This is a genomic window from Providencia sp. PROV200 (genome assembly GCF_049901995.1).
GTDB lineage: Bacteria > Pseudomonadota > Gammaproteobacteria > Enterobacterales > Enterobacteriaceae > Providencia > Providencia rettgeri_E.
Genome location: NZ_CP096307.1, coordinates 917,789 through 941,317, shown reverse-complemented (window position 1 = coordinate 941,317; position 23,529 = coordinate 917,789). Strand labels below are relative to the sequence as shown.

General features: G+C 40.7%; 22 protein-coding genes and 1 pseudogene. All 23 read left to right on the top strand.

The annotated features are described in order from the left end of the window. Positions 1 to 355: 355 nt before the first annotated feature. The 23 genes and pseudogenes from M1E86_RS04065 (at position 356) to M1E86_RS03955 (ending at position 23,529) form a co-directional block, all read left to right on the top strand. A complete protein-coding gene (locus tag M1E86_RS04065) occupies positions 356 to 985 on the top strand; it encodes a fumarylacetoacetate hydrolase family protein (RefSeq protein WP_213912906.1) in 630 nt (209 codons plus the stop codon). Further along, complete coding sequence (locus tag M1E86_RS04060) at positions 985 to 1,764, top strand: fumarylacetoacetate hydrolase family protein (RefSeq protein WP_125892088.1); 780 nt, start codon at positions 985 to 987, stop codon at positions 1,762 to 1,764. The genes M1E86_RS04065 and M1E86_RS04060 overlap by 1 nt, the downstream gene beginning before the upstream one ends. Continuing rightward, positions 1,764 to 3,230, top strand: a complete 1,467-nt coding sequence (hpaE, locus tag M1E86_RS04055) for a 5-carboxymethyl-2-hydroxymuconate semialdehyde dehydrogenase (RefSeq protein ID WP_426099259.1) — start codon at positions 1,764 to 1,766, stop codon at positions 3,228 to 3,230. Before M1E86_RS04060 ends, hpaE begins: the two co-directional genes overlap by 1 nt. A 249-nt stretch (positions 3,231 to 3,479) precedes the next feature. Then, the gene (gene hpaD, locus M1E86_RS04050; RefSeq protein ID WP_426099258.1) at positions 3,480 to 4,361 is read left to right on the top strand and encodes a 3,4-dihydroxyphenylacetate 2,3-dioxygenase; all 882 of its coding nucleotides are present in this window, start codon (positions 3,480 to 3,482) and stop codon (positions 4,359 to 4,361) included. Positions 4,362 to 4,370: 9 nt separating this feature from the next. Continuing rightward, the gene (locus M1E86_RS04045; RefSeq protein ID WP_125892082.1) at positions 4,371 to 4,754 is read left to right on the top strand and encodes a 5-carboxymethyl-2-hydroxymuconate Delta-isomerase; all 384 of its coding nucleotides are present in this window, start codon (positions 4,371 to 4,373) and stop codon (positions 4,752 to 4,754) included. Positions 4,755 to 4,794: 40 nt separating this feature from the next. Continuing rightward, positions 4,795 to 6,021 (top strand): Bcr/CflA family multidrug efflux MFS transporter, encoded by a 1,227-nt coding sequence (locus M1E86_RS04040; RefSeq protein ID WP_426099257.1) that lies wholly within the window; start codon positions 4,795 to 4,797, stop codon positions 6,019 to 6,021. Continuing rightward, positions 6,018 to 7,481, top strand: coding sequence for an NAD-dependent succinate-semialdehyde dehydrogenase (locus M1E86_RS04035; protein WP_125892078.1), 1,464 nt, complete (start codon positions 6,018 to 6,020; stop codon positions 7,479 to 7,481). Before M1E86_RS04040 ends, M1E86_RS04035 begins: the two co-directional genes overlap by 4 nt. Positions 7,482 to 7,601: 120 nt before the next feature. After that, positions 7,602 to 8,405 (top strand): 2-oxo-hept-4-ene-1,7-dioate hydratase, encoded by an 804-nt coding sequence (gene hpaH, locus M1E86_RS04030; RefSeq protein WP_125892076.1) that lies wholly within the window; start codon positions 7,602 to 7,604, stop codon positions 8,403 to 8,405. A 10-nt stretch (positions 8,406 to 8,415) separates the two neighbouring features. Beyond that, the gene (hpaI, locus tag M1E86_RS04025) at positions 8,416 to 9,222 is read left to right on the top strand and encodes a 4-hydroxy-2-oxoheptanedioate aldolase (protein WP_213912910.1); all 807 of its coding nucleotides are present in this window, start codon (positions 8,416 to 8,418) and stop codon (positions 9,220 to 9,222) included. Positions 9,223 to 9,385: 163 nt separating this feature from the next. Further along, positions 9,386 to 10,753, top strand: coding sequence for a 4-hydroxyphenylacetate permease (gene hpaX, locus M1E86_RS04020; protein ID WP_213912911.1), 1,368 nt, complete (start codon positions 9,386 to 9,388; stop codon positions 10,751 to 10,753). 276 nt (positions 10,754 to 11,029) lie between these two features. Beyond that, positions 11,030 to 11,920, top strand: coding sequence for a 4-hydroxyphenylacetate catabolism regulatory protein HpaA (gene hpaA / locus M1E86_RS04015; RefSeq protein ID WP_102139502.1), 891 nt, complete (start codon positions 11,030 to 11,032; stop codon positions 11,918 to 11,920). Positions 11,921 to 12,442: 522 nt separating this feature from the next. Beyond that, a complete protein-coding gene (gene hpaB / locus M1E86_RS04010) occupies positions 12,443 to 14,005 on the top strand; it encodes a 4-hydroxyphenylacetate 3-monooxygenase, oxygenase component (RefSeq protein ID WP_125892068.1) in 1,563 nt (520 codons plus the stop codon). Between the two features lie 19 nt (positions 14,006 to 14,024). Continuing rightward, entirely contained in the window at positions 14,025 to 14,543 is a 519-nt protein-coding gene (gene hpaC, locus M1E86_RS04005; protein ID WP_125892066.1) for a 4-hydroxyphenylacetate 3-monooxygenase, reductase component, read from the top strand. A gap of 351 nt (positions 14,544 to 14,894) precedes the next feature. Then, positions 14,895 to 15,713, top strand: coding sequence for a winged helix-turn-helix domain-containing protein (locus tag M1E86_RS04000; RefSeq protein ID WP_213912912.1), 819 nt, complete (start codon positions 14,895 to 14,897; stop codon positions 15,711 to 15,713). Beyond that, positions 15,703 to 16,185: a hypothetical protein gene (locus M1E86_RS03995; RefSeq protein WP_213912913.1), complete on the top strand. Its 483-nt coding sequence runs from the start codon at positions 15,703 to 15,705 to the stop codon at positions 16,183 to 16,185. Before M1E86_RS04000 ends, M1E86_RS03995 begins: the two co-directional genes overlap by 11 nt. 491 nt (positions 16,186 to 16,676) lie before the next feature. Then, a pseudogene (locus M1E86_RS03990) lies at positions 16,677 to 17,126 on the top strand (fimbrial protein); the annotation flags it as partial. 41 nt (positions 17,127 to 17,167) lie between these two features. Then, positions 17,168 to 17,719 (top strand): fimbrial protein, encoded by a 552-nt coding sequence (locus tag M1E86_RS03985; protein WP_213912914.1) that lies wholly within the window; start codon positions 17,168 to 17,170, stop codon positions 17,717 to 17,719. A gap of 46 nt (positions 17,720 to 17,765) precedes the next feature. Then, complete coding sequence (locus tag M1E86_RS03980) at positions 17,766 to 20,255, top strand: fimbria/pilus outer membrane usher protein (RefSeq protein WP_213912915.1); 2,490 nt, start codon at positions 17,766 to 17,768, stop codon at positions 20,253 to 20,255. A gap of 13 nt (positions 20,256 to 20,268) precedes the next feature. After that, positions 20,269 to 20,997 (top strand): fimbrial biogenesis chaperone, encoded by a 729-nt coding sequence (locus M1E86_RS03975; protein ID WP_125892054.1) that lies wholly within the window; start codon positions 20,269 to 20,271, stop codon positions 20,995 to 20,997. Between the two features lie 28 nt (positions 20,998 to 21,025). Continuing rightward, entirely contained in the window at positions 21,026 to 21,376 is a 351-nt protein-coding gene (locus M1E86_RS03970; protein WP_213912916.1) for a hypothetical protein, read from the top strand. Further along, complete coding sequence (locus M1E86_RS03965; protein WP_125892051.1) at positions 21,369 to 21,905, top strand: fimbrial protein; 537 nt, start codon at positions 21,369 to 21,371, stop codon at positions 21,903 to 21,905. The genes M1E86_RS03970 and M1E86_RS03965 overlap by 8 nt, the downstream gene beginning before the upstream one ends. A gap of 10 nt (positions 21,906 to 21,915) precedes the next feature. Beyond that, complete coding sequence (locus M1E86_RS03960) at positions 21,916 to 22,422, top strand: fimbrial protein (protein WP_125892049.1); 507 nt, start codon at positions 21,916 to 21,918, stop codon at positions 22,420 to 22,422. 15 nt (positions 22,423 to 22,437) lie between these two features. After that, complete coding sequence (locus tag M1E86_RS03955) at positions 22,438 to 23,529, top strand: adhesin (RefSeq protein WP_213912917.1); 1,092 nt, start codon at positions 22,438 to 22,440, stop codon at positions 23,527 to 23,529.

Here is a 23,529-nt window from a genome sequence, read left to right as displayed (position 1 = left end):
ATTGGCACAATGCTTTAGTGAACCCGTTGATTATCACCATAAATTTCCACATCGCCAATTTGCCTTATTTAAGAGTAGCACGGCCAAATAACAATCTCAAAGAAAAACCCTAAAATATTAATGAGTAAATAATTTAAAACCCAACTTTAAAGTTAATTTTTTGTAAACTAAAAAAAAATTGAAAAATAATAATTTTATTTATAACAACACCTTACAGAAAGACAGTTCAATTATGTTAATGAGATCACAATTAAAATTAACATTTCCATAAACCTATTGCTAATTTAAAAATTATACTTTATTAATATGTTAATAATTACTCGAAAGTTGAATTCTTTTCATTAAGGAGTTGTCAATGAAAGGCACTGTATTTGCCGTTGCCCTCAATCATCAAAGCCAGCTTAGCCATTGGCTTGAGGCATTCCAGCAAGCCCCTTATAAGACCCCACCCAAAACCCCGGTGTGGTTTATTAAGCCGCGTAATACGCGTATCAATTCAGGCGAGCAAATTTTGCACCCTGTAGGTGAAGAAGTACAAAGTGGCGCTACGCTAGCCTTGGTGATAGGAAAAAATGCACGCAAAGTCAGTCAAGCTGATGCTCATCAGTATATTGCTGGGTTTGCACTGGCAAATGAAGTGAGCTTGCCAGAAGACACCTTCTATCGCCCTGCCATTAAAGCAAAATGCCGTGATACTTTCTGCCCAATTGGCAAAATGGTCGCAACGTCATTAAATACGCCTGTCGATATCATCACCCTAGTAAATGGCAAAGAAGTAGATCGCTGGTCAACTAAAGATCTGATCCGCGATGCTAGCGAGTTAGTGGCTGCATTAAGTGACTTTGCCACCTTAAAGCAAGGGGATGTGATCCTACTCGGCACACCACAGCAACGTGTCACCATCAAACCCGGTGATGACGTGGTTATCCAAGCGGAAGGCTTTCCTAGCCTGAAAAATACCGTTGTGGCAGCAGGAGGAAAATAATGTCTACTATAACAAAACGCGCCAAAATCCTTTTTAAAGGCACTGAATATTCCGTCACTGTTGGTGATAACGAAGCCATTACATTACCTAATGGGGATGTGATCGCGGGTGATTCTCCTGATGTTGAATGGTTACCCCCTGCTCAAGGGACGTTATTTGCCCTTGGTTTGAACTATGCAGACCATGCTGCCGAATTAGAATTTAAGCCGCCTGAAGAACCTTTAATTTTCTTAAAGGCAGAAAGTAGCTTAACAGGTCACCGCCAAGTTTCTGTTCGCCCTGATAATGTTGAATATATGCATTATGAGTCTGAGTTAGTGGTGGTGATTGGAAAAACGGCTCATAAGGTCTCAAGAGAAGATGCCATGGATTATGTCGCAGGCTACACCGTGTGTAATGACTATGCGATCCGTGACTATTTAGAGAACTATTATCGCCCAAATTTACGTGTTAAGAGCCGCGATACCTTAACGCCGATCGGCCCTTGGATCGTCGATAAAGACGCCATTAAAGATCCCCATAACTTGGCTTTATACACCTATGTTAATGGTGAATTACGTCAAAAAGGCACCACGGCCGATCTCATTTTCGATATTCCATTTTTAATTGCTTACCTCAGTGACTTTATGACACTGCAACCGGGAGACATGATTGCGACGGGGACACCAAAAGGGCTGTCTGACGTGGTACCGGGTGACGAAGTCATTGTTGAAGTTGAAGGCGTTGGCAGATTGGTCAACACCATTATCAGCGAAAAAGAGTATGAGGAACGTGTGTAATGACTAAGATTAATCATTGGATCAACGGTAAAAACGTTGCTAGCAAAGAGTATTTTCAAACCACCAACCCAGCAACTGGCGAAGTACTCGCTGAAGTCGCTTCGGGTGGGCAAGATGAAATCAATCAAGCCGTCGCCGCAGCAAAAGACGCATTTCCCAAATGGGCTAATACCCCAATGAAAGAACGTGCCCGCTTAATGCGCCGTCTGGGCGAATTAATCGATGAAAACGTTCCTCAAATTGCGGAAATGGAAACCAAAGACACTGGTTTACCTATTCATCAAACCAAAAATGTGTTGATCCCTCGTGCTTCACACAACTTTGAATTCTTTGCTGAAATTTGCCAACAAATGAATGGTCGCACCTATCCGGTTGACGACAAAATGATGAACTACACCCTGATCCAACCTGTCGGTGTATGTGGGTTAATCTCCCCATGGAACGTGCCATTTATGACCGCAACGTGGAAAACCGCCCCATGTTTAGCACTAGGTAATACTGCGGTGCTGAAAATGTCTGAGTTATCACCATTATCAGCGAATCGCCTTGGTGAACTGGCTCTAGAAGCTGGTATTCCTGCGGGCGTTTTGAACGTGGTCCAAGGTTATGGCGCAACAGCAGGTGATGCGCTGGTGAAACATCACGATGTGCGCGCAGTATCATTCACCGGAGGTACGGCAACAGGCCGCACCATTATGCAAAACGCAGGGCTGAAAAAATATTCAATGGAATTGGGTGGTAAATCCCCAGTTCTGATTTTTGAAGATGCGGATATTGAACGCGCAATGGATGCTGCGCTGTTTACGATTTTCTCTATCAATGGTGAACGTTGCACCGCAGGCTCCCGTATTTTCATTCAAGAAAGCATTTACCCTGAGTTTGTAAAACGTTTTGCTGAACGCGCAAACCGCCTGATCGTCGGTGACCCGAACGATCCGAAAACACAAGTCGGTGCCTTGATCAGCCAGCAACACTGGAACAAAGTGTCCGGTTATATTCGCATTGGTATGGAAGAAGGCGCAACCCTGTTAGCGGGTGGCCCAGATAAGCCAACGGATTTTCCTGAACACCTGAAAAATGGTCATTTCTTGCGCCCAACCGTTCTGGCGGATGTCGATAACCGCATGCGTGTTGCTCAAGAAGAGATCTTTGGACCCGTCGCTTGTTTGATCCCATTCAAGACTGAAGAAGATGGTCTCCGTATGGCGAACGATGTGGAGTACGGTCTGGCCTCGTACATTTGGACGCAAGATGTCAGCAAGATCTTACGCCTTTCTCGCAGTATCGAAGCAGGTATGGTGTTTGTAAATACCCAAAACGTGCGTGACTTACGTCAACCATTCGGTGGTGTCAAAGCCTCTGGTGTTGGCCGTGAAGGTGGTGAATACAGCTTCGAAGTGTTCGCAGAAATGAAGAACGTCTGTATCTCCTACGGAGACCACAACATCCCTCGCTGGGGTGTATAGGTTACTGAAAACAGTTTTTATTCAATTAGTCAATTAAACAACCTGTAATAATTTGAACTGTAAATGATTCATAAAAAATTAATAGCTACAACAAATAATTGGTAATGCGTTCCTTACCCTAAATAGTTTGAGTTGTAGCTAGGCGGCAAGCGAAATCATCCCTATGAGCATACATAAGTATGTGATTAGGGTGGTTTTGTGAAGCCAACACCGCTACAGCTCAAAATATAACGGGTAAGAGAGGATGAAATGGGTAAATTGGTACTCGCCGCAAAAATAACACACGTCCCATCCATGTACCTATCAGAACTACCAGGTAAAAATTTTGGATGTCGCCAAGCCGCTATCGATGGGCACAAAGAAATCAGCCGTCGTTGCCGTGAATTAGGCGTTGATACCATTATTGTTTTTGATACACACTGGTTAGTCAACAGCGCCTATCACATTAACTGTGCGGATCATTTCAAAGGTATTTACACCAGTAATGAACTTCCACATTTCATTCGTGATATGGAATATGAATATGATGGGAACTCGGTATTAGGCCAAATGATTGGTGAAGAAGCACGTAAATTAGGCGTTCGTGCTCAAGCTCATGAAATCCCAAGCTTAACCCTCGAATATGCGACATTAGTGCCTATGCGCTACATGAATAGTGACCGCCACTTTAAAGTTATCTCAATTTCAGCATTCTGTACTTCTCATAGTTTTGAAGACAGCCGCAAATTAGGTGAAGCCGTACTGACTGCTATTGAAAAATACGATGGAACCGTTGCAGTACTGGCGAGCGGGTCATTATCACACCGTTTTATTGATGACCAAAAAGCCGAAGACGGTATGAATAGCTACACACGTGAATTTGATGAGCAAATGGATAAACGCGTCGTCAAACTTTGGCGTGAAGGCCGTTTTGGAGAGTTCTGCAAAATGTTGCCTGAGTATGCCGATTACTGCTATGGCGAAGGCCATATGCACGACACCGTGATGCTGTTAGGTATGTTAGGTTGGGATAAATACGCTGAAAAAGTGGAAGTTTTAACTGACTTGTTTGCCAGCTCAGGCACCGGGCAAATTAATGCCGTGTTCCCGCTTCCTAGCTATATCACTGATAAACAAGCTGCCAACGCATAAGGAACGGTTATGCCTCATTTTTATGCAGAATGTACAGAAAACATTCGTGAAGAAGCGAAACTTCCAGAGCTGTTTGCTCAAGTGAATGAAGCCCTTGCTGCTACCGGTATTTTTCCATTAGGCGGCATTCGTAGCCGTGCAATTTGGCTAGATACTTGGCAAATGGCTGATGGCAAACACGATTATGCATTTGTCCATATGACGCTAAAAATCGGTGCCGGGCGCTCTCTTGAAGATAGGCAAAAAACGGGGGAAATGATTTTCGACCTGATCAAAGTCCATTTTGCCGATTTAATGGCAAAACGCTATCTGGCGCTGTCTTTTACCATGGAAGAGCTTGATCCTGTTTTAAATTATAAACAGAACAATGTTCATGCCTTGTTTAAGGACTAAGAGTTTAAAGCTTTATTCTTCATTTTATTGAGAGGGCAAGATGGTTAAAAATTTCGATAAACACATACCGCACTATTTGATCCCATTACTGGGGTCACTCGTGGCATTCGGTCCATTGTCTATCGATATGTACCTTCCAGCCCTTCCTCAAATGGGAATGGCATTACACGCCACCCAAGGGCAAATGCAGTACACCCTTGGCGCCTTTTTTGCTGGCTTCTGCGTGGGAATGCTGTTTTATGGCCCATTAAGTGACCTTCTTGGCCGGCGGAAAATGTTGTTAAGTGGCCTTGCCATTTTCACTATTGCCAGTTTGTTATGCGCACAAGCCACCAACGCAAATACCTTGATTGTATTCCGAGCGCTGCAAGCTTTTGGTAGTGGAGTGGCCATTGTTATGGCTAGAGCGATTGCAAGGGATGTTTATCCTGCCCATGAGCTACCTAAAGTACTGTCATTAATGACACTTGTGACCATGATAGCCCCGCTACTGGCACCACTTTTAGGGGGGTTTTTACTTGTTCATTTTCAGTGGCAAGTGATTTTTTACTTATTAGCGTTGATTGGCTTAGCTTCGGTGTGTGCGATTTTTTTCTTGCTCCCTGAAACGCTAACTCACCAGCGCGGTTCTGAAAATATCCTTTGTGTCGCCTTCAAGAATTATGCGCAGGTGCTCACAGACCGAGAAGCACTGAGTATTATTGGCACTATGGCATTCTCTTTTGCCGGTATGTTTGCCTTTATTAGTGGTTCACCGTTTGTGTACATCAATTATTTCGGTGTTTCTGAACAACATTATGGTTTGCTGTTCGGCTGTAACATCTTGGGGATGATTGTCATGTTGTTGCTGAACGTTAAACTGCTAAAAACCTATAGTTTAACGCGCATACTGACTATGCAAAGTGGGTTTCAATTAGCGTTTGGTCTGCTGTTACTCCTATTTTACCAACAAAGTTTGCCCATAATTGTTATTCTAGTCGTGCTGTTCTTATCGATGGTCAATGCTATCGGCACCAACAGTTTGTCACTCTTACTGCAACATCGCGGGAAAATCGCAGGAAGTGCCAGTGCACTTGCGATTTCCATTCAGTTTGCCTTAGCGGCTGTCGCCAGCGTTGCAGTTTCTGTATTACAAGATGAATCCCCATTCGCTATGGCACTTGTTATGGCGCTGTGTGCCGGGTTAAGTTTTGTTAGCCAACAGCTATCAGCTAAAAATATCCGCCCACAAGTCCAATCAGTGTCTTCGGAGAACAACGAAAAATGAGCATAAATACCAATTCTACATTATTTCGCCAACAAGCTTATATCAACGGCCAATGGGTTGATGCCCAAAATAAAGGTGTGTTTGAGGTCACTAACCCTGCAAATAATGCGGTTATCGCTAACGTCAGCAATGTCGGTGCGTTAGAGACCCAACAAGCTATCGAAGCCGCAGAAAAAGCACTCCCCGCATGGCGCGCTAAAACCGCCAAAGAGCGTAGCCAAATTTTAAACAAATGGTTCCGTTTAATGATGGATAACCAAAAGGAATTGGCTGAATTACTCAGTGCTGAACAAGGTAAGTCGATCACTGAATCGATGGGAGAAATTGCCTATGGTGCCAGCTTTATTGAGTGGTTTGCAGAAGAAGGTAAACGTGTGTATGGGGAAACCATCCCATCACCTTTACCGGGGCGTCGCCTTGTGACGATAAAACAACCTGTGGGTGTGGTTGCGGCTATCACGCCATGGAACTTCCCAAATGCCATGATCACTCGCAAAGTCGGCCCCGCATTAGCAGCAGGCTGTACGATGGTATTAAAACCCGCGGCAGAAACACCATTATCTGCATTAGCGTTGGCAGCGTTAGGGGAAGAAGCGGGTATTCCTGCTGGTGTGTTTAACATTGTTCCAGGTACGGATGCTAAAGCTATTGGTGGCGTGATGACTTCAAGCCCAATTGTTCGCAAACTCACATTTACGGGCTCAACGCGAGTCGGTAAATTGCTGATGGAACAGTGCGCCAATACGGTGAAAAAGATGTCTCTTGAACTCGGTGGTAACGCACCATTTATCGTGTTTGATGATGCCGATTTAGATGCAGCCGTACAAGGTGCGTTAGCGGCTAAATTCCGCAACAGTGGGCAAACCTGTGTATGTGCTAACCGTATCTTAGTCCAAGAAGGCGTTTACGATGAATTTGCAACTCGTTTAGCAAAAGCCGTGAATGAGCTGAAAATTGGCCCTGCGACACAAGCTGACTCCCAGCAAGGCCCTCTGATTAACCAAGCCGCGGTCGATAAAGTCACAGAACATATTGCGGATGCGGTTTCCCACGGTGCAAAAGTCATCGCTGGGGGCAAACCGGCAAAATTAGGGGGGCTGTTCTTTGAGCCTACCGTTATCACTGGCGTCACTGAAGCCATGAAAGTCGCTAAAGAAGAAACATTCGGCCCACTGGCACCTTTATTTAAATTCCGCGATGAGCAAGAAGCGATTGCTCTGGCAAATGATACTGAATTTGGCTTGGCATCTTATTTCTATTCAAAAGATATCGGTCGTATCTACCGTGTTGCAGAGGCATTAGAAAGCGGCATGGTGGGTATCAATGAAGGCATTATTTCAAACGAAGTAGCCCCATTTGGTGGTATTAAGCAGTCTGGTCTGGGGCGTGAAGGTTCACGCTACGGAATTGAAGATTATTTGGAAGTGAAATACCTCTGCTTTGGTGGTCTTTCCAATTAGTTAAATTGAGTACCGCTGGGTACGCATTCAATTTACACCTTGAATAGTTCGAGTGGCAGCGAAGCGCTTTAGTGCAGCGCTGCTCTCGAAATAGAATAGGTGAATAGGAGTATTAACAGCATGTTACAAAAAGATGTAATCTCACAAATCGCACAGCGCCTAAATCAGGCTGAAAAGTCACGTGAGCAAATTCGTCAAATATCCCTCGATCACCCAGAAATGACGATCGATGACGCTTATGCTATTCAAAAAGAGTGGGTTGGCGTGAAAATTGCTGAAGGACGTGTGCTCAAAGGCCATAAGATTGGGTTAACATCCAAAGCCATGCAAGCAAGTTCACAAATTGATGAACCTGATTACGGTGCGCTTCTTGACGATATGTTTTTTGATGATGGCTGTGATATTCCAACAGACCGCTTTATCGTGCCACGTATTGAAGTTGAATTAGCCTTCGTACTCGCAAAGCCATTACGTGGGCCAAACTGCACCATCTTTGATGTGTATAACGCCACTGACTATGTGATCCCAGCCCTTGAGCTGATCGATGCGCGTTGTCACAACATCGACCCTGAGACCAATCGACCACGTAAAGTGTTCGATACCATTTCAGATAACGCAGCGAATGGCGCGGTGATTTTAGGTGGCCGACCAATCAAACCACGCGATTTGGATATGCGCTGGATTAGCGCCCTGCTCTATCGTAATGGCGTCATTGAAGAATCTGGCGTAGCCGCTGCTGTACTCAATCACCCAGCGAATGGCGTGGCATGGCTAGCCAATAAATTAGCACCGCATAATGTGCAACTTGAGCCGGGCCAAATTATCTTAGGTGGCTCATTTACACGCCCTGTTCCTGCTCGTAAAGGTGATGTGTTTCACGTTGATTACGGCAATATGGGTTCAATTAGCTGCCGCTTCGTGTAAGGAAAATGGCATGGATATTTTAGAAAATAAATTTAAAAAAGCGCTAAAAAGTGGGCAACCACAAATTGGTTTATGGCTTGGCTTGTGCAGCCCATATAGTGCTGAGTTACTTGCTGGTGCAGGCTTTGACTGGTTACTAATTGATGGTGAACATGCACCAAATAATGTGCAAACGACATTATCTCAATTACAAGCGATTGCTCCCTACCCTTCACAACCCGTGGTACGCCCACCTTGGAATGATCCGGTCATTATTAAGCAATTACTGGATATTGGCGCACAAACGTTGTTGCTGCCAATGGTACAAAACGCAGAGCAAGCCAAACAAGCGGTACGCGCAACACGCTATCCACCAGCGGGTATACGCGGTGTCGGCAGTGCTTTAGCACGTGCTTCCCGTTGGAACCGAGTGCCTAATTATTTAACCCGTGCCAATGATGAAATGTGTGTGATAGTACAGGTTGAAACTCGTGAAGCCATGAATAACCTTCCCGAGATCCTAAAAGTTGAAGGCGTCGATGGTGTGTTTATCGGCCCTGCAGATCTTAGTGCGGATATGGGCTTTTCAGGGAACCCTAACCACCCTGAAGTCAAAGCCGCAATCGAAAAGGCAACTTTACAAATTCGTGAGGCTGGCTTGGCACCCGGTATTTTGATGGCAGCCCCAGATGTGGCTGAACATTATCTGAAACTCGGCGCACTATTTGTTGCCGTCGGGGTTGATACCACGCTACTGGCTCGTACCGCAGAAGCGCTAGCCGCAAAGTTTGGTAAAACCGTCTCAGAGGTGACTTCAAGTACACCAAGCGTTTATTAATTACACTATCTCTAAATAAGTTAATTTTAACCCTACAGACAAATAACTTAATTAGATAAATAAGAAATCAATATCGCAACATTGGGCAGACAGCACCATGACTGCCTACTCGTCCCTTGTACCTATAATAATCTGTAAAAGAAAGAATTGAGGGCCCTACAATATGAGTAATCAACAACTTGCAAGCACTAACCCTGCTGAACAACATAAAAATTTAACCGAGCCGCAGCAACGGGTAATTAATAAATTATTTAAACGTTTGATTGTTTTTTTATTTGTGCTATTTGTTTTTTCCTTCTTAGACCGTATTAATATTGGCTTTGCGGGTCTAACCATGGGGAAAGACATCGGTCTAACGTCCACCATGTTCGGCTTAGCGGCTACCTTGTTTTACGCCACTTACGTGATTTTTGGTATTCCCAGTAACATTATGTTGGGGATTGTTGGCGCTCGCCGTTGGATAGCCACCATCATGGTACTTTGGGGGATCGCATCTACGGCTACCATGTTTGCCACAGGGCCAACGAGCTTATACGTCCTGCGGATGTTAGTGGGAGTCGCAGAGGCGGGCTTCCTACCTGGGATTTTAGTTTATCTGACTTACTGGTTCCCGGCCTATTTCCGCGCTCGTGCTAATGCTTTGTTTATGATTGCGATGCCTGTCACCATGGCATTCGGTTCACTCGCATCCGGTTATATTCTAGGTATGGATGGCATTTTAAACCTAAAAGGTTGGCAATGGCTGTTCCTGCTGGAAGGCTTCCCATCCGTGATCCTCGGTGTGTTGGTTTGGTTCTACCTTGATGATTCGCCAAAGAAAGCCAAATGGCTGACCCAAGAAGACAAAGACACACTGCAAGAAATGATGGACCAAGACCAATTAGAGCTTGTGCAGCCGCATGGCTCCAAAAGCCATACCGCATTGCAGAACAAAAGCTTATGGAAAGAAATTTTCACCCCAGTGATCTTGATGTACACCGTTGCTTATTTCTGTTTAACCAATACGTTAAGTGCGATTAATATTTGGACACCGCAGATCATGCAAAGCTTCAATGAAGGCAGTAGTAATGCCATGATTGGGCTATTAACCGCTATCCCACAATTTTGTACTATTCTCGGGATGATCTATTGGAGTCGTCGCTCTGATAGATTACAAGAACGGAAAATGCATACCGCTTTACCGTATTTATTTGCGGCTGCCGGCTGGGTTCTCGCTGCGATGACAAGCCATCCCGTCATTCAATTAATTGGTATTATTATGGCCTCAACGGGTTCATTTACTGCGATGGCCGTGTTCTGGACAACCCCAGACCAATCAATCAGTTTACGTGCTCGTGCCATCGGTATTGCGGTTATCAACGCAACGGGTAATATAGGTTCTGCCGTCAGTCCACTGTTAATTGGTTGGCTAAAAGACCAAACCGGTAGCTTTAACTCAGGCCTCTATTTTGTGGCTGGTTTGCTGGTGGTCGGCGCGCTGTTAGTCATTGCTATCCCAATGAAAAACTCAAGACCAAGGGCAACACCTTAAAAATGTAAGGTTTAATAAATTAGAGTGCTGTAACTCAATAACCATGGATATTGCTCAAAATAATTTGGCTTGCAGCTAGGCGGCAAGCAAGCTAATCCCTAGGAGCATACACGAGTATGTGACTAGGGTTAGCATGTGAAGCCAACAACGCTGCGGGCCAAAGAATGAAGAGCAATTCGAGTTGCAGCTAAGCGGCAAGCAAGCTAATCCCTAGGAGCATACTAAAGTATGTGACTAGGGTTGGCTTGTGAGGCCAACAACGCTGCGAGCCGAAGAATGAAGGGTAACTCAACTTTAATTACGAATATTGACATCAGTACAGACTACGACGAAACCCAAGGCACCGACGACGTCCATTACCAAACCTTTGGCAATATGGCGGCCTTCTTTGGTCGTGATATGCAAGCGCATCGCCATGACGGTTTCTTCCAATTGCACTATTTGGTTACGGGCCATATTACTTTGCAGCTCGATGAGTCGCGCTATTCCGTTCAAGCCCCATTATTTATTCTTACGCCTCCATCCGTTGCCCATGCATTTTTCACTCAAGAAGACACTGATGGCCATGTATTAACCGTAAGACAGGATTTAATTACGCCATTACTGGGGTCGTTATACCCAGCAAATCCCGACTTAGTGGATATTCCAGCTATATGTTTATCTGTTGCTGATAAACCTGATGATATCGATACCTTTAACCATTACTGGGCATTGATGGCACGTGAATCGGCTAATAACTATATAGGTAAAGACCAAGCCCTCGCTTCTTTAGCCCAAGCGTTATTTACGTTTCTGCTGCGCTCGATTCCACTTGATGAACACCCAACAACGGGGGTTAGAGGCGAACATCGTCTATTCCAGCGGTTTAATCAGCTTATTGACTTGCATTATCATGAACACCTTGCAGTACCTGAATATGCCAAAAAACTTGATGTCACAGAGTCACGCCTTAAAGATATGTGCCGGCGGTTTGCTAACCGGCCACCGAAAAGATTGATTTTTGACCGAATATTACGTGAAGCTAAACGAATGTTGTTATTTTCCGATAGCCCTGTTTCTGAGATTGCTTACCAACTCGGTTTCAAAGACCCCGCCTATTTTGCGCGGTTTTTTAACCGGTTAGTCGGGTGCTCTCCGAGCCTATGGCGAGAACAAAATATTCATTAAAAGAGATCCTTAGTGATTTTATTCTTATATTTAGATAAAAAATCATCAAGCCTCTCTATTTACATATCAAACCATCTTTCCTCTGTCCCTACAAACTATCACCCCTCAAAATATTTTACATTTTAAAAACATTTTTGATGTTTTATACATTTTGTTTTAATTTTATAAAAATGCCAACAGTGCTTAACTAAAAGTGAATTATCAGGTTAAAAAAAGAACAATAACACACTAAAACAAAATACAACATTAACATAGAAATAAACCAACTTAACAATTATAATCAATATGTTATATACACCATAAAGCATTATATTAATATTAAAACATCGAGATGATCACATTTCTCCCACAAAAATCGCCTTTCAACGAAAAGTACCAGTAAACCTTTAGAAAGTCTCTTTAAAACCTCCTCGTAAAGCGATTCAATTAAGAAACACAAAACAAACATAAAATTAACATATTTAGCTTGCAGCCTTTGTGCCCTATCAATGCAAGCCCTCATTGTGAGATAACGAGGTAGACATGAAACCAGAAGATTTTCGTTCCGATGCTAAACGCCCTTTTAATGGCCAAGAATATTTAAAAAGCTTACAAGATGGCCGCGAAATCTATATTTATGGCGAGCGCGTAAAAGACGTCACCACTCACCCTGCTTTTCGTAATTCAGCTGCTTCTATAGGACAATTATATGATGCGCTTCATGATAAAACGACTCATGACCAACTTTGCTGGAACACCGACACAGGCAACGGTGGATACACTCACAAATTCTTCCGCTTCGCTAAAAGTGCCGATGAACTGCGCCAACAGCGTGACGCTATCGCAGATTGGTCACGTCAGAGCTACGGATGGATGGGACGCACTCCAGACTATAAGGCGGCATTCGCCAGCTGTTTAGGTGCAAACCCTGAATATTATGGTCAATTTGCAGATAACGCGCGCAATTGGTACAAGCGCATTCAAGAAAGCGGCCTGTACTTTAACCATGCGATTGTTAACCCGCCAATCGACCGCCATAAGCCTGCTGATGAAGTGAAAGATGTTTATATCAAACTCGAAAAAGAAACAGATGCAGGGATTATTGTCAGTGGAGCCAAAGTCGTTGCGACTAACTCGGCATTGACGCATTACAATTTTATCGGTTTTGGTTCCGCACAAGTGATGGGCGATAACCCTGACTTTGCCCTGATGTTTGTTGCACCAATGGATGCAGATGGCGTGAAGTTAATCTCACGTGCATCTTATGAATTAGTGGCTGGTGCCACTGGCGCACCATTTGATTACCCATTATCAAGCCGTTTCGATGAGAATGATGCCATTCTCGTTATGGATCACGTGTTAATCCCATGGGAAAACGTGCTAATTTATCGTGATTTCGACCGTGCACGTAATTGGGCAGTTCAAGGTGGTTTTGCACGTTTATTCCCATTACAAGCTTGTGTCCGCTTAGCGGTTAAATTAGACTTCATTACCGGATTGTTACAAAAAAGTTTAGAATGTACAGGTGTTATTGATTTCCGTGGTGTACAGGCCGATCTCGGTGAAGTGGTCGCGTGGCGCAATCTGTTCTGGTCATTAACCGATGCAATGACCTCTGAAGCGCAAGCATGGGAAGGCGGTGCTTATCTACCAGATACACAAGCCATCCAAACTTACCGTGTTATGGCACCAATGGCTTACACCAAAATCAAGAATATCATTGAAAGTAACGTGACAAGTGGCCTGATTTACCTACCATCAAGCGTTCGTGATATGAATAATCCAGAAATTGATAAGTATTTAGCTAAATATGTTCGCGGCTCTAATGGGATGGATCACGTTGAACGTATCAAGATCCTTAAACTTATGTGGGATGCAATCGGTAGTGAATTTGGTGGCCGCCACGAACTGTATGAAATTAACTACGCAGGGAGCCAAGATGAAATTCGCCTGCAATGTCTGCGTCATGCATACGGTTCTGGCAATATGAAAGCCATGACAGATATGGTTGATCGCTGTTTATCAGACTACGATCAACACGGATGGAAACGTCCACACCTGCATAACAACAATGATATTAATCAGTTAGATTCGCTGCTGAAATAATCGGCAGCAGGAGGTCAAAATGTCTTTAGAAAATGAACATCGCCTGCGTTTCAGAGATGCGATGGCAAGTCTTGGTGCAGCAGTCAATATCGTCACCACGGATGGGGCTGAGGGTCGCTGTGGAATCACAGCTACCGCAGTCTGTTCAGTTACAGATACGCCACCCACTTTGATGGTCTGTGTTAACCGCAATAGCGCTATGAATGCGGTATTTCAAAAGAATGGCCGCCTGTGTGTCAACGTGCTAAGCCATGAACAAGAAGACCTCGCATGCCATTTCGCAGGCATGAAAGGTTCAACGATGGAAGAGCGTTTCGGCTGGAGTGTATGGGAAAGTGGTATTTTACAGCAACCCCTGTTAAAAAATGCCCTTGCCAACCTTGAAGGTGAGATCACACAAGTTCAAGATATTGGCACGCATTCTGTCTATATGGTTGAAATGAAACAAATCATTGTACGTGATGAAGGCCATGGCTTAGTCTATTTCAAACGTAGATTCCACCCTGTTATGCACCAAATACTTGAGCCAACCGCTTAATTGCTAAAGTATTTAGATTAAATAGCCTCTTATCTTTGGGGCTATTTTTTTATATACCATGATTTCACTAAAATAATAGTGACCTAATAACTTCCCCCCCATAAAATGTTTCATCTTGAAATTTCTTTTACCTATATTAGCTATTTTATAATAACATTAAAAAATAGCATTATTCTGAAAAACAAACCACGCTTCCTCTCTTACACATAGCATACGTAAACAAAAACATAACCATTTGATTTTTAATCAAGTTCAAAATTACACCAAATATGCTTAATTGACACAACATAAATAACAGGTATAAACTCAAATAATATAAATATTTTAACTATAAATAGAATCAATCTAAAAATGAACTATTTGATTAATAATCATATTAATTATGACAGTCATCAGGGGCTGTTATATACCGACGATATTAATGATGCCTTAAAGCTAACGACCACGCTAAATCGCTTGTTATTAGTTTTAGTGCAAAACAACCATGATATCGTTGACCGAGAAACCATATTACGCAGGGTTTGGGAGGAACATAACCAAGTTGTCTCTGATAATAACCTAAATAGTAGTGTTTCTGTACTCAGACGCCATTTATCATCTTTTTCTGATGATGAAATTATCACAACTGTACCTAAAGTTGGGTTTAAATTTTCTGCTGGCCTAAAAATTGAGAATGGGCGTGAGGAAATAAATGATAATAGTGATGAATTATTATTTACTACTGACTTGGAAATAACCCCTTCATCGGAAATGCTCGAAGGTACTCAAACCCAAGCGGCTGGAAATAAAAAAAACTACATGTTAAATAACCGATATGTTGAAATTTCACTTATTGGACTCATTATTTTCTGCTTATTATACCTATTTAAAAGTTATTTCTTTGCAAGCCGAACAGAATATCCTGAAGTTGGTCGTATCGATCAATGCAGTATCCGCTACATAAATAGTTATCATAAGCCAGACACCACAACAATCAGCTTTGAAACAATTCAAAATGAACTAACTAAGCTAGATATCGACTGTAAAAAATCGGCAACGGTTTTTTATTATAATGTAGGCATTATTGCCAATGATAAAAATTTATATGATAACTTTTTGTTTTTATCATATTGCCCTACTGTACCTAAAGATAACACAACTGTGAGCTGTGAGAATTTTTATGTCAGATAAATCACCCGTAAAAATATTATTCTTACTAACCATAGCTATAATTTTGGTTTCTGTAAGTTTATATGCTTATCACATCATTAATACTCCCATCATTCCCAACTGCAGGGCAACTGTAAAAATAAACATCTCAGATAGTCGCTCTGATTTAAAAGGCTACTATCTGCTTAGTGTCATTCCTAATGAAAACAAACCTGACCAGCATACTTTTGTTATGAATGGAAGAATCAATAGCGAAGGGGAAAATTATAATATTTCCAGAAAGTACCTAATTAAAAAAGAAACTTTAGGTGATCATTTTTTTTTACGCGTAGAAAATATATTTACAGATCCCGGTGACCAGGCGAAAGGTAAGTTCAATATTCGAGGAGTACCTGAAATTAATCAACTTTACTTTGTAAAAATAAAAAGGTTAAGTGATAAAAATTATATTTTTGAAGAAAATTTCTCTCCTCTTTTTATTTGCACTATCTAATTAGTGGAAAAAAAGCATCCAGATTTTATATCTTGATGCTTTTTTTATTTCTAAAACACGCCACCATATTAAATCACCTTAAAATACCTTAAACCTACAAACATTAAAACATTTCAATAAAAGCAAATTCAGAATAAAAACATTAAAAAACATTAATATAAAATCAACATTAGATTAATATTTCATTCTTTATTAAAACGGAAGATTTTTATTCCGAAAAACTTAAATTAAGGGTAACATTCTCCTCGTCGAAATGACCACGCTAAAAACTATTTGATGAATACGTTAAGTGTTTTGTGATTATCAAATTTAACTTTTATTTCGATAGCAGTCCCTCTATTTAGAGACCTATTGAAATGAGATATTTACTTTTTTAAGGATGTAACATTATGAAATTGAATAAAATTTCTATTGCTTTTTTATTTGCTGCTTCAACTATATCTACTTCCACTTTAGCTAATGGCTACGGTGGTGAATAACACTTTAGCGGGCAAGTTGTAAACTCACCATGTAATATTGAATCTGAAAGTGTAAAACAAGAAATTCCTTTTGGACAACTTTCTCGTGCTTCATTAGAAGCTGGTAATGCCGCTGAAAAAAATATCTCTATCAAATTAAAAGAATGTAACTTTGATGAATTCAGTAAAGATAAAGACAGTAACTGGGTCGCTGTTAAGGATATCAAAATTACCTTTGGCGGGAAAAGTTATGTAGGTGCTAATAAGGAATTTTTAGGTACTACAGGTACAGCAAGTAACGTAGGCATTCAAATCAAGGATTTTAAATTTGATGAAGCTAAATCAGTTATGAGTCAAATCCGTAATAAAAAAGGTGAAAACGTTTTAGAATTTACCGCATTAGCAAAACGTATTGATACTGCAACAGCAGTAACAGAAGGTGAATTCAACTCTATTGCTGACTTTAAAATTACTTACGAATAATTCCTTATGGGAGGGAATCCCCTCCCTATAAAAGGTTCTTTATGAAAAAAATATATCTTTTATGGATAACTTTGTTCGCTAATTATACTTCTGCCTATATAGAAAATATAGAAAGTAATGATTTTCGCGGTGAAGCATTTTTGAAAGGAAATATTGTTTCATCTCCATGCTCTATAGGAACAGATAGTCAATATCAATATATTGATTATAACTCAGCATCTACAAATACAACCAATACTGACGAAAAAAAAACAGAAACAAGAAAGCCTTTTAATATTAAGTTAAATGACTGTATTAGTAAATTTAATAATAACAAAGGAATGAACATTAAATTTTTTGCGCCACAAGACTCACGTATGGACGCAATTAAACTATCGGGACCAAAAACTGGTGTGTTACTTTATATTTATGATGAAAAAAATAATTTATTACCTCCAAACAAATCATATTCCATTTCAAATAGCTCAATCTATTTTGATGAAAAAACAAAAACCAGTTTTTTAAAATATGAAACAGAAATAAACACCCTAGATAATGAAGCTGAACCTGGTGATTATTTTACCATTATTAAATTTAATATAACTTACGACTAATAAAAAACAGAAATTAACCAATTGAAAATACTTTAATGATAAAACTATGGCTAAATTTAATATTTTTCACTATTTAATTATTATCTCCTATCTATCTGGTGTCTCTGCTATGGCCTCTTCTGTAGAGTTTAATACCGATATGCTAGATACTGAAGATACTGAGAATATTGACTTTAGCCAATTTTCTCAGGCTGGATTTATTATGCCTGGTACTTACTACTTAACCCTTAAAGTTAATAATGAGCGCTTAGGTAATGCACAAGATATTCGGGTCGCCTCTTCAATATCAGCAGAAAGTACTCTATTTGATATTATCTGTTTACCATCTAACACACTAAGTAAATTAGGATTAAATGATAAAGGATTACAATTAGTTAAATATCGCGACAATGATCAATGTATAGACTTATCAGATTTAGAAGGAACAACTTTAAATGTTGATTTATCAACATTAACACTCTCGTTAGTATTACCCCAAAGCTACTTAGAGTACACCGACCCAAGCTGGATCCCACCAACCCGTTGGGAAGATGGGGTTAATGGCTTTTTACTTGATTACACATTAACAAGCTCTTTGACTCGCCAGAATAGTGGCTCCAAAGAAACTTATCTTTCTGTTAATGGTACAACTGGATTGAATATAAGTTCATGGCGACTTAGAGCAGACTACCAAGCTAACTATAGGAAATCATCTGGTAATTATAATAGCCAATATAGTGATGCTATCGTCAGCCGTATTTTTGCGTATCGATCATTAACCAATATTGCGTCGCTTTTAACGGTGGGTGAAAACTATTTTTACTCTTCTATTTTTGACTCATGGCAATATACCGGTTTATCGTTAGAAACCGATGAAAATATGATGCCCCCTAAATTAACAGGGTATGCACCTGAAATTATTGGTATTGCACAAACCAATGCAACCGTAATTGTCAAAAGCCGTGATCGTATCGTATTAGAAACTACGGTTCCCGCAGGTCCGTTCCAAATCCAAACATTGGACAGCTCTATTCGTGGAGTCCTCGATGTCACTGTACGCGAAGAAACCGGTGAAGAACAGAAATTCAGTATAACCACTGCGGCTTTGCCTTACTTAACACGCCCAGGGCAAATCCGTTACAAATTTGCAGCAGGTAAACCGCGTTACAATGGCCGCCAACTTGAGGGAGATCTCACCGCCTCTGGTGAGTTTTCATATGGGCTAAATAATATTTGGTCTATTTATGGTGGTTCTATTTTATCCAAAAACTACCAAGCACTCTCTGCAGGTTTTGGTCGTGACCTATTTACTTTTGGGAGCCTATCATTTGATGTCACGCAATCCCATGCTAATTTATTAAATAACACTCTAACAGGACGCAGTTATCGCCTAAGTTATTCAAAATCTTTTGATGAGGCAAGAACTGATATTACCTTTGCTGGCTATCGGTTCTCTGATGAAACTTACCGTACTTTGCAACAAACACTCGATGAGCGTCGCACCGGCTTAGCCTCTCAAGCCCATAAAGAGAGCTATCAGGTCAATATTAATAAATATTTTGATGATTTTTCTCTTGGTGGAAACTACCACTACAACACCTATTGGAATAGCCAAGCTGAAGAGCAATACGGTGCTTATTTAAATACAGCATTAAACTTACCATCAATTGGGTTCAAAAACTTAAACGTAACAGCATCAATAACACGATCTCAGCGAGCAGAATATCGAGATGATGCAATTAATTTATATATTTCGGTTCCCTTGACGTTTGGTAGTAGTTTAAGTTTTTCTGAAGGTTATTCTCGAGATAGAAGTGGAAATCGTTCTGCAACTCATAATGTGGGCTATAGCAACTACAGTGAACAACGTAACTATAATCTAAATATAGGTTACCAAACTGGACAATACCAAAATGACCAGATGAACTTTAGTGGCTACCTAAATCAAAATTTTCCATCAGCTTCATTATCTGCCAATGCCAGCTATGTACCAAACCAATATCACAGTGTTGGAGGGTCAATTAATGGTGGGGTTACCCTAATAAAAGAAGGTATCACCATGCATCAAGCAGCATATGGAGGAACTCGTCTAGTTGTGGAAACACCTGGGGTCAGTAATGTGCCATTAACTGGTGGTGTATATAAAACTAACCGCTTTGGGTTAGCTACTCTACCGAATGTGAGTAGCTACAGGAAAACAACCGCATCGATTAATACCAGCCAATTGCCCAACAATATTGAAGCTCTGGAAACGGTAACGGACGCCACGTTAACTCGCGGTGCAATCGGTTATCGCCGCTTGAATGTCATCCAAGGACAAAAAACATTTGCTCGATTAAAACTCGCTGATGGTTCTTACCCTCCTTTTGGTGCCAGCGTGCGTAATAAAAATAACATTGAGCTTGGGATAGTTGGAGAACAAGGCATTGCTTGGATAATTGGTGTAATGCCTGAAGAGTTACTCAATATTTATTGGGGAAATAAACAGAGATGTACTACACAAATTCCAGATGTCATTCATATACAAGATATCTATCCAACATTAATTTGTCGTTAATAAGAGAACTAAGATGAAATTAAGCACCCTATTTGATATTCGAACCACCGTATTAGCTATCGCCTTGTGGTTTAGCACATCCGCTCAAGCTGCTGTCACGCTGGATCGTACCCGTATTATTTTTGATGGAACCCAGCAATCCATTAATATCACAATACGTAATGATAATCCTGAATTGCCTTATTTAGCGCAATCATGGTTAGAAAATGATGCTGAAAAAAAATTGGAAACTGGCCCTATTATTGCTACGCCACCAATTCAGCGTATGGAGCCAAAATCCACCAGCCTAGTGCGATTAAGTACTTCTCCTGAGATTAGTCAGCTACCTCAAGATAGAGAATCGTTATTTTACTATAACTTACGCGAAATCCCACCAAAGTCGACAGAGGCTGGAGTGCTGCAAATTGCGCTACAGAGTCGTGTAAAGCTATTTTATCGCCCAGAAAGTATCGTCGCCGAAAGTAAGAAAGAATGGACAAAAAAAATCTCATTAACAGCAACATCTAATGGTTATCAGCTCCATAACCCGACAGGCTTTTATCTTACTGTCATTGGTTTAGGTAACAGCCAAAAACAAGCTGAACAAAGTGATTTTGAAGCCGTTATGGTTGCACCACAATCGACGTATAACTTCAAATCAGCCAAATTTGCGACACCTTATCTAACTTATATCAATGATTATGGTGGAAAACCATCATTAGCATTCAAGTGCCAAGCATCACAATGTAGCGTGACTGAATGATTCACACCAAATGAGCAGGACTATCAATATGAAATTACATCACTTAGCGTTATGGATACTAGCAATGCCAGCATTTTCTGCAGAACTACCATTACAAACGACGGGTACCCTGTATGTCCACGCACGTCTGGTGACAGCACCTTGCCAGCCAAAAGTAACAATACAGCGTGATGTAAGTCATGTGAATTCAACTGTTTATCAACTCAATGTCAGCTTGATACATTGCTTACCTACAGCTTATAACCAAACTTGGTCCCCCTTCACATTGAAGTTTGCAGGTCAACGGTATTTAGCATCAACTCTGAATACAAGTAAAAATATGATGTTTTCTCTTCCTACTGGACGCTCTACACACCGTTTGGAGATGATTTATGACTAATGCATTGACGCTAATGCTCAGCATCATTTTTGTATTGTTTGTTAACTCAAATAGCTTAGCAAGTTCGTTATCAATCTATTTTGAAGGAAACTTGCTGCCACTTCGTTGCCATTTATCCAGCAACGATGTTAAAAAAACTATTTTGTTATCGCAGCTACGATTCTCTGAGCTAGAAAAGCACGGGCAGTCCGATGTTTATCCTTTTAAACTTGATATTGTAAATTGTGCAGAAATGCACCTGAATAAAACGGTAAGAATCACTTTAAATGCCAAAAATATAGAAACTTATAATGGCATCACATATTTAAAACCAACAGGTGAATCGACCGTATTATTAGCTTTAATTAATGGTAAGACTCACCAACCTCTGACATTTAATACACCTATAGATATAGGCACAATTACAGAATCCGGTGAAGGCTCAATTAATACTATGTTATTTGGGATATATGCACAAAAACCATTTAATTCCCCACTTATCGCCGGAGGTTTTTCATCATTGGTAACTTTCAACCTAGATTACCAATAAGGAAAGTGCAATGAAAATATTAAAATTGGTGATTATTTTATTATTTATCACTTCAAACCACCTAAAAGCAGATGTCCTTTTAACTTTAGAAGCAAATTTAATTCGTCCAGCTTGTTCCGTGTCTGTTGGAAATGGTAGCAATGCTCTAAACATTAATTTTTTTGATGTAGAAAGAGAACTCTTAAGTGAAGGAAAAAAATCTTTTGAAATTGCAATTGATAGTTGTGATTTAAAAAAGAACTTAGGGATTTATTTATCCCCTAAAGAAGGCTCCATTTTAACAGTTAATAACGAGACCGTTCTTGAAACATCAACTAGAGGGCTAGGAATACGTTTCACTCAAGAAAATAATGATGCCGCAATTAATTTACAAATGTGGGAGCCTATTTTCCCAACCATTCGAGGAAGAATAGCTCTATTACAATTACATTCTCAGTTAGTCACAAGCCAAGCAATTGAAACACTCAAAGCTGGCCCATTTAATGCGTCATTATCAATCATGGTTGATTATTATTAATAATAGGTCATTTACATGAAAAAAATATCTAAAAGATCTTTAATAGTACTATTCTTGTTGCTAATCGTACTGTTCCTGTCGCTATTAAGTTATAGCGTAAGCTCACACGCCTTCTTAGGTCCAAGTCGCTATGCTCCATATGGAGGTACCTATACGATAGATATAATACCAGCTAACCCAGTAGTCGCAGATGAGCCCATAATAAGTAGTACGGGTGAGAAACTATATTTAATCGCGCCCCCTAATCAAGAAGGCATTATCGTTGATAGAAACAGCGCTCAACCATCAGGTTCATTAGAGTGTAGAGTGAATTATTTACAAGGTTGGTGGAGCTCCGGTATTGCTGCTGAGTATGCTTTTCATCGTATTTTTCCTTATAAACCAGAAGCTGGGTTTACCATAAAAGGTCTAACTGCATATCGTATCAATAATAGCACCTTTTTTACTCTCCACTCCGAAAAAGGTCTTACCCGAGGTTGGCAAAACATTGAAGCTCTTGCATGCTCTGGTAAACACAGTAGTGATACTCATGCAACTTCATTGTTTACGACTCAATTTCCTTTTGAGTTACGCATTTATGTAAAGGAGCTACCATTAAATGGCAAAATTGTTATTCCATCGGGGATGTTCGCTGGCTATACCCGTATGTTCCAAGACCCTGGAGTTCCTGACGTAAATGTTCCTGCAGATTTAGCGAGCATAAGGTTAAATCTCGCCCCTGCAACAATTTTTTATTCATCAAACTGTAAAGCGAACATCGATAATTTGAACATCAATCATCATCAATTAGATTCTCAGGAATTTGATAGTAAAGTAACCAGTACTGCCACATATCAATGTGAGCGCACACAATCTGTAAAAGTCAGATTTAGCTTGGATTATGTTACTGATAATGACCCACAAAAAAGAGTCCCTCTAAAATCAGGTAAAAATACAATTTATTCAGAACTCTCTCTGTATGACCCACAAAGTAATCAGAGAGGAAAAAAGATTGAAACAACAATTGAGAAAATTAAACACATTCAAATTGAGAGTCACCTTTCAGGTACCAATGCTGAACCTGGTAAATATATAGGAAGTGCTTGGTTAATAGCAAACTACTTATAG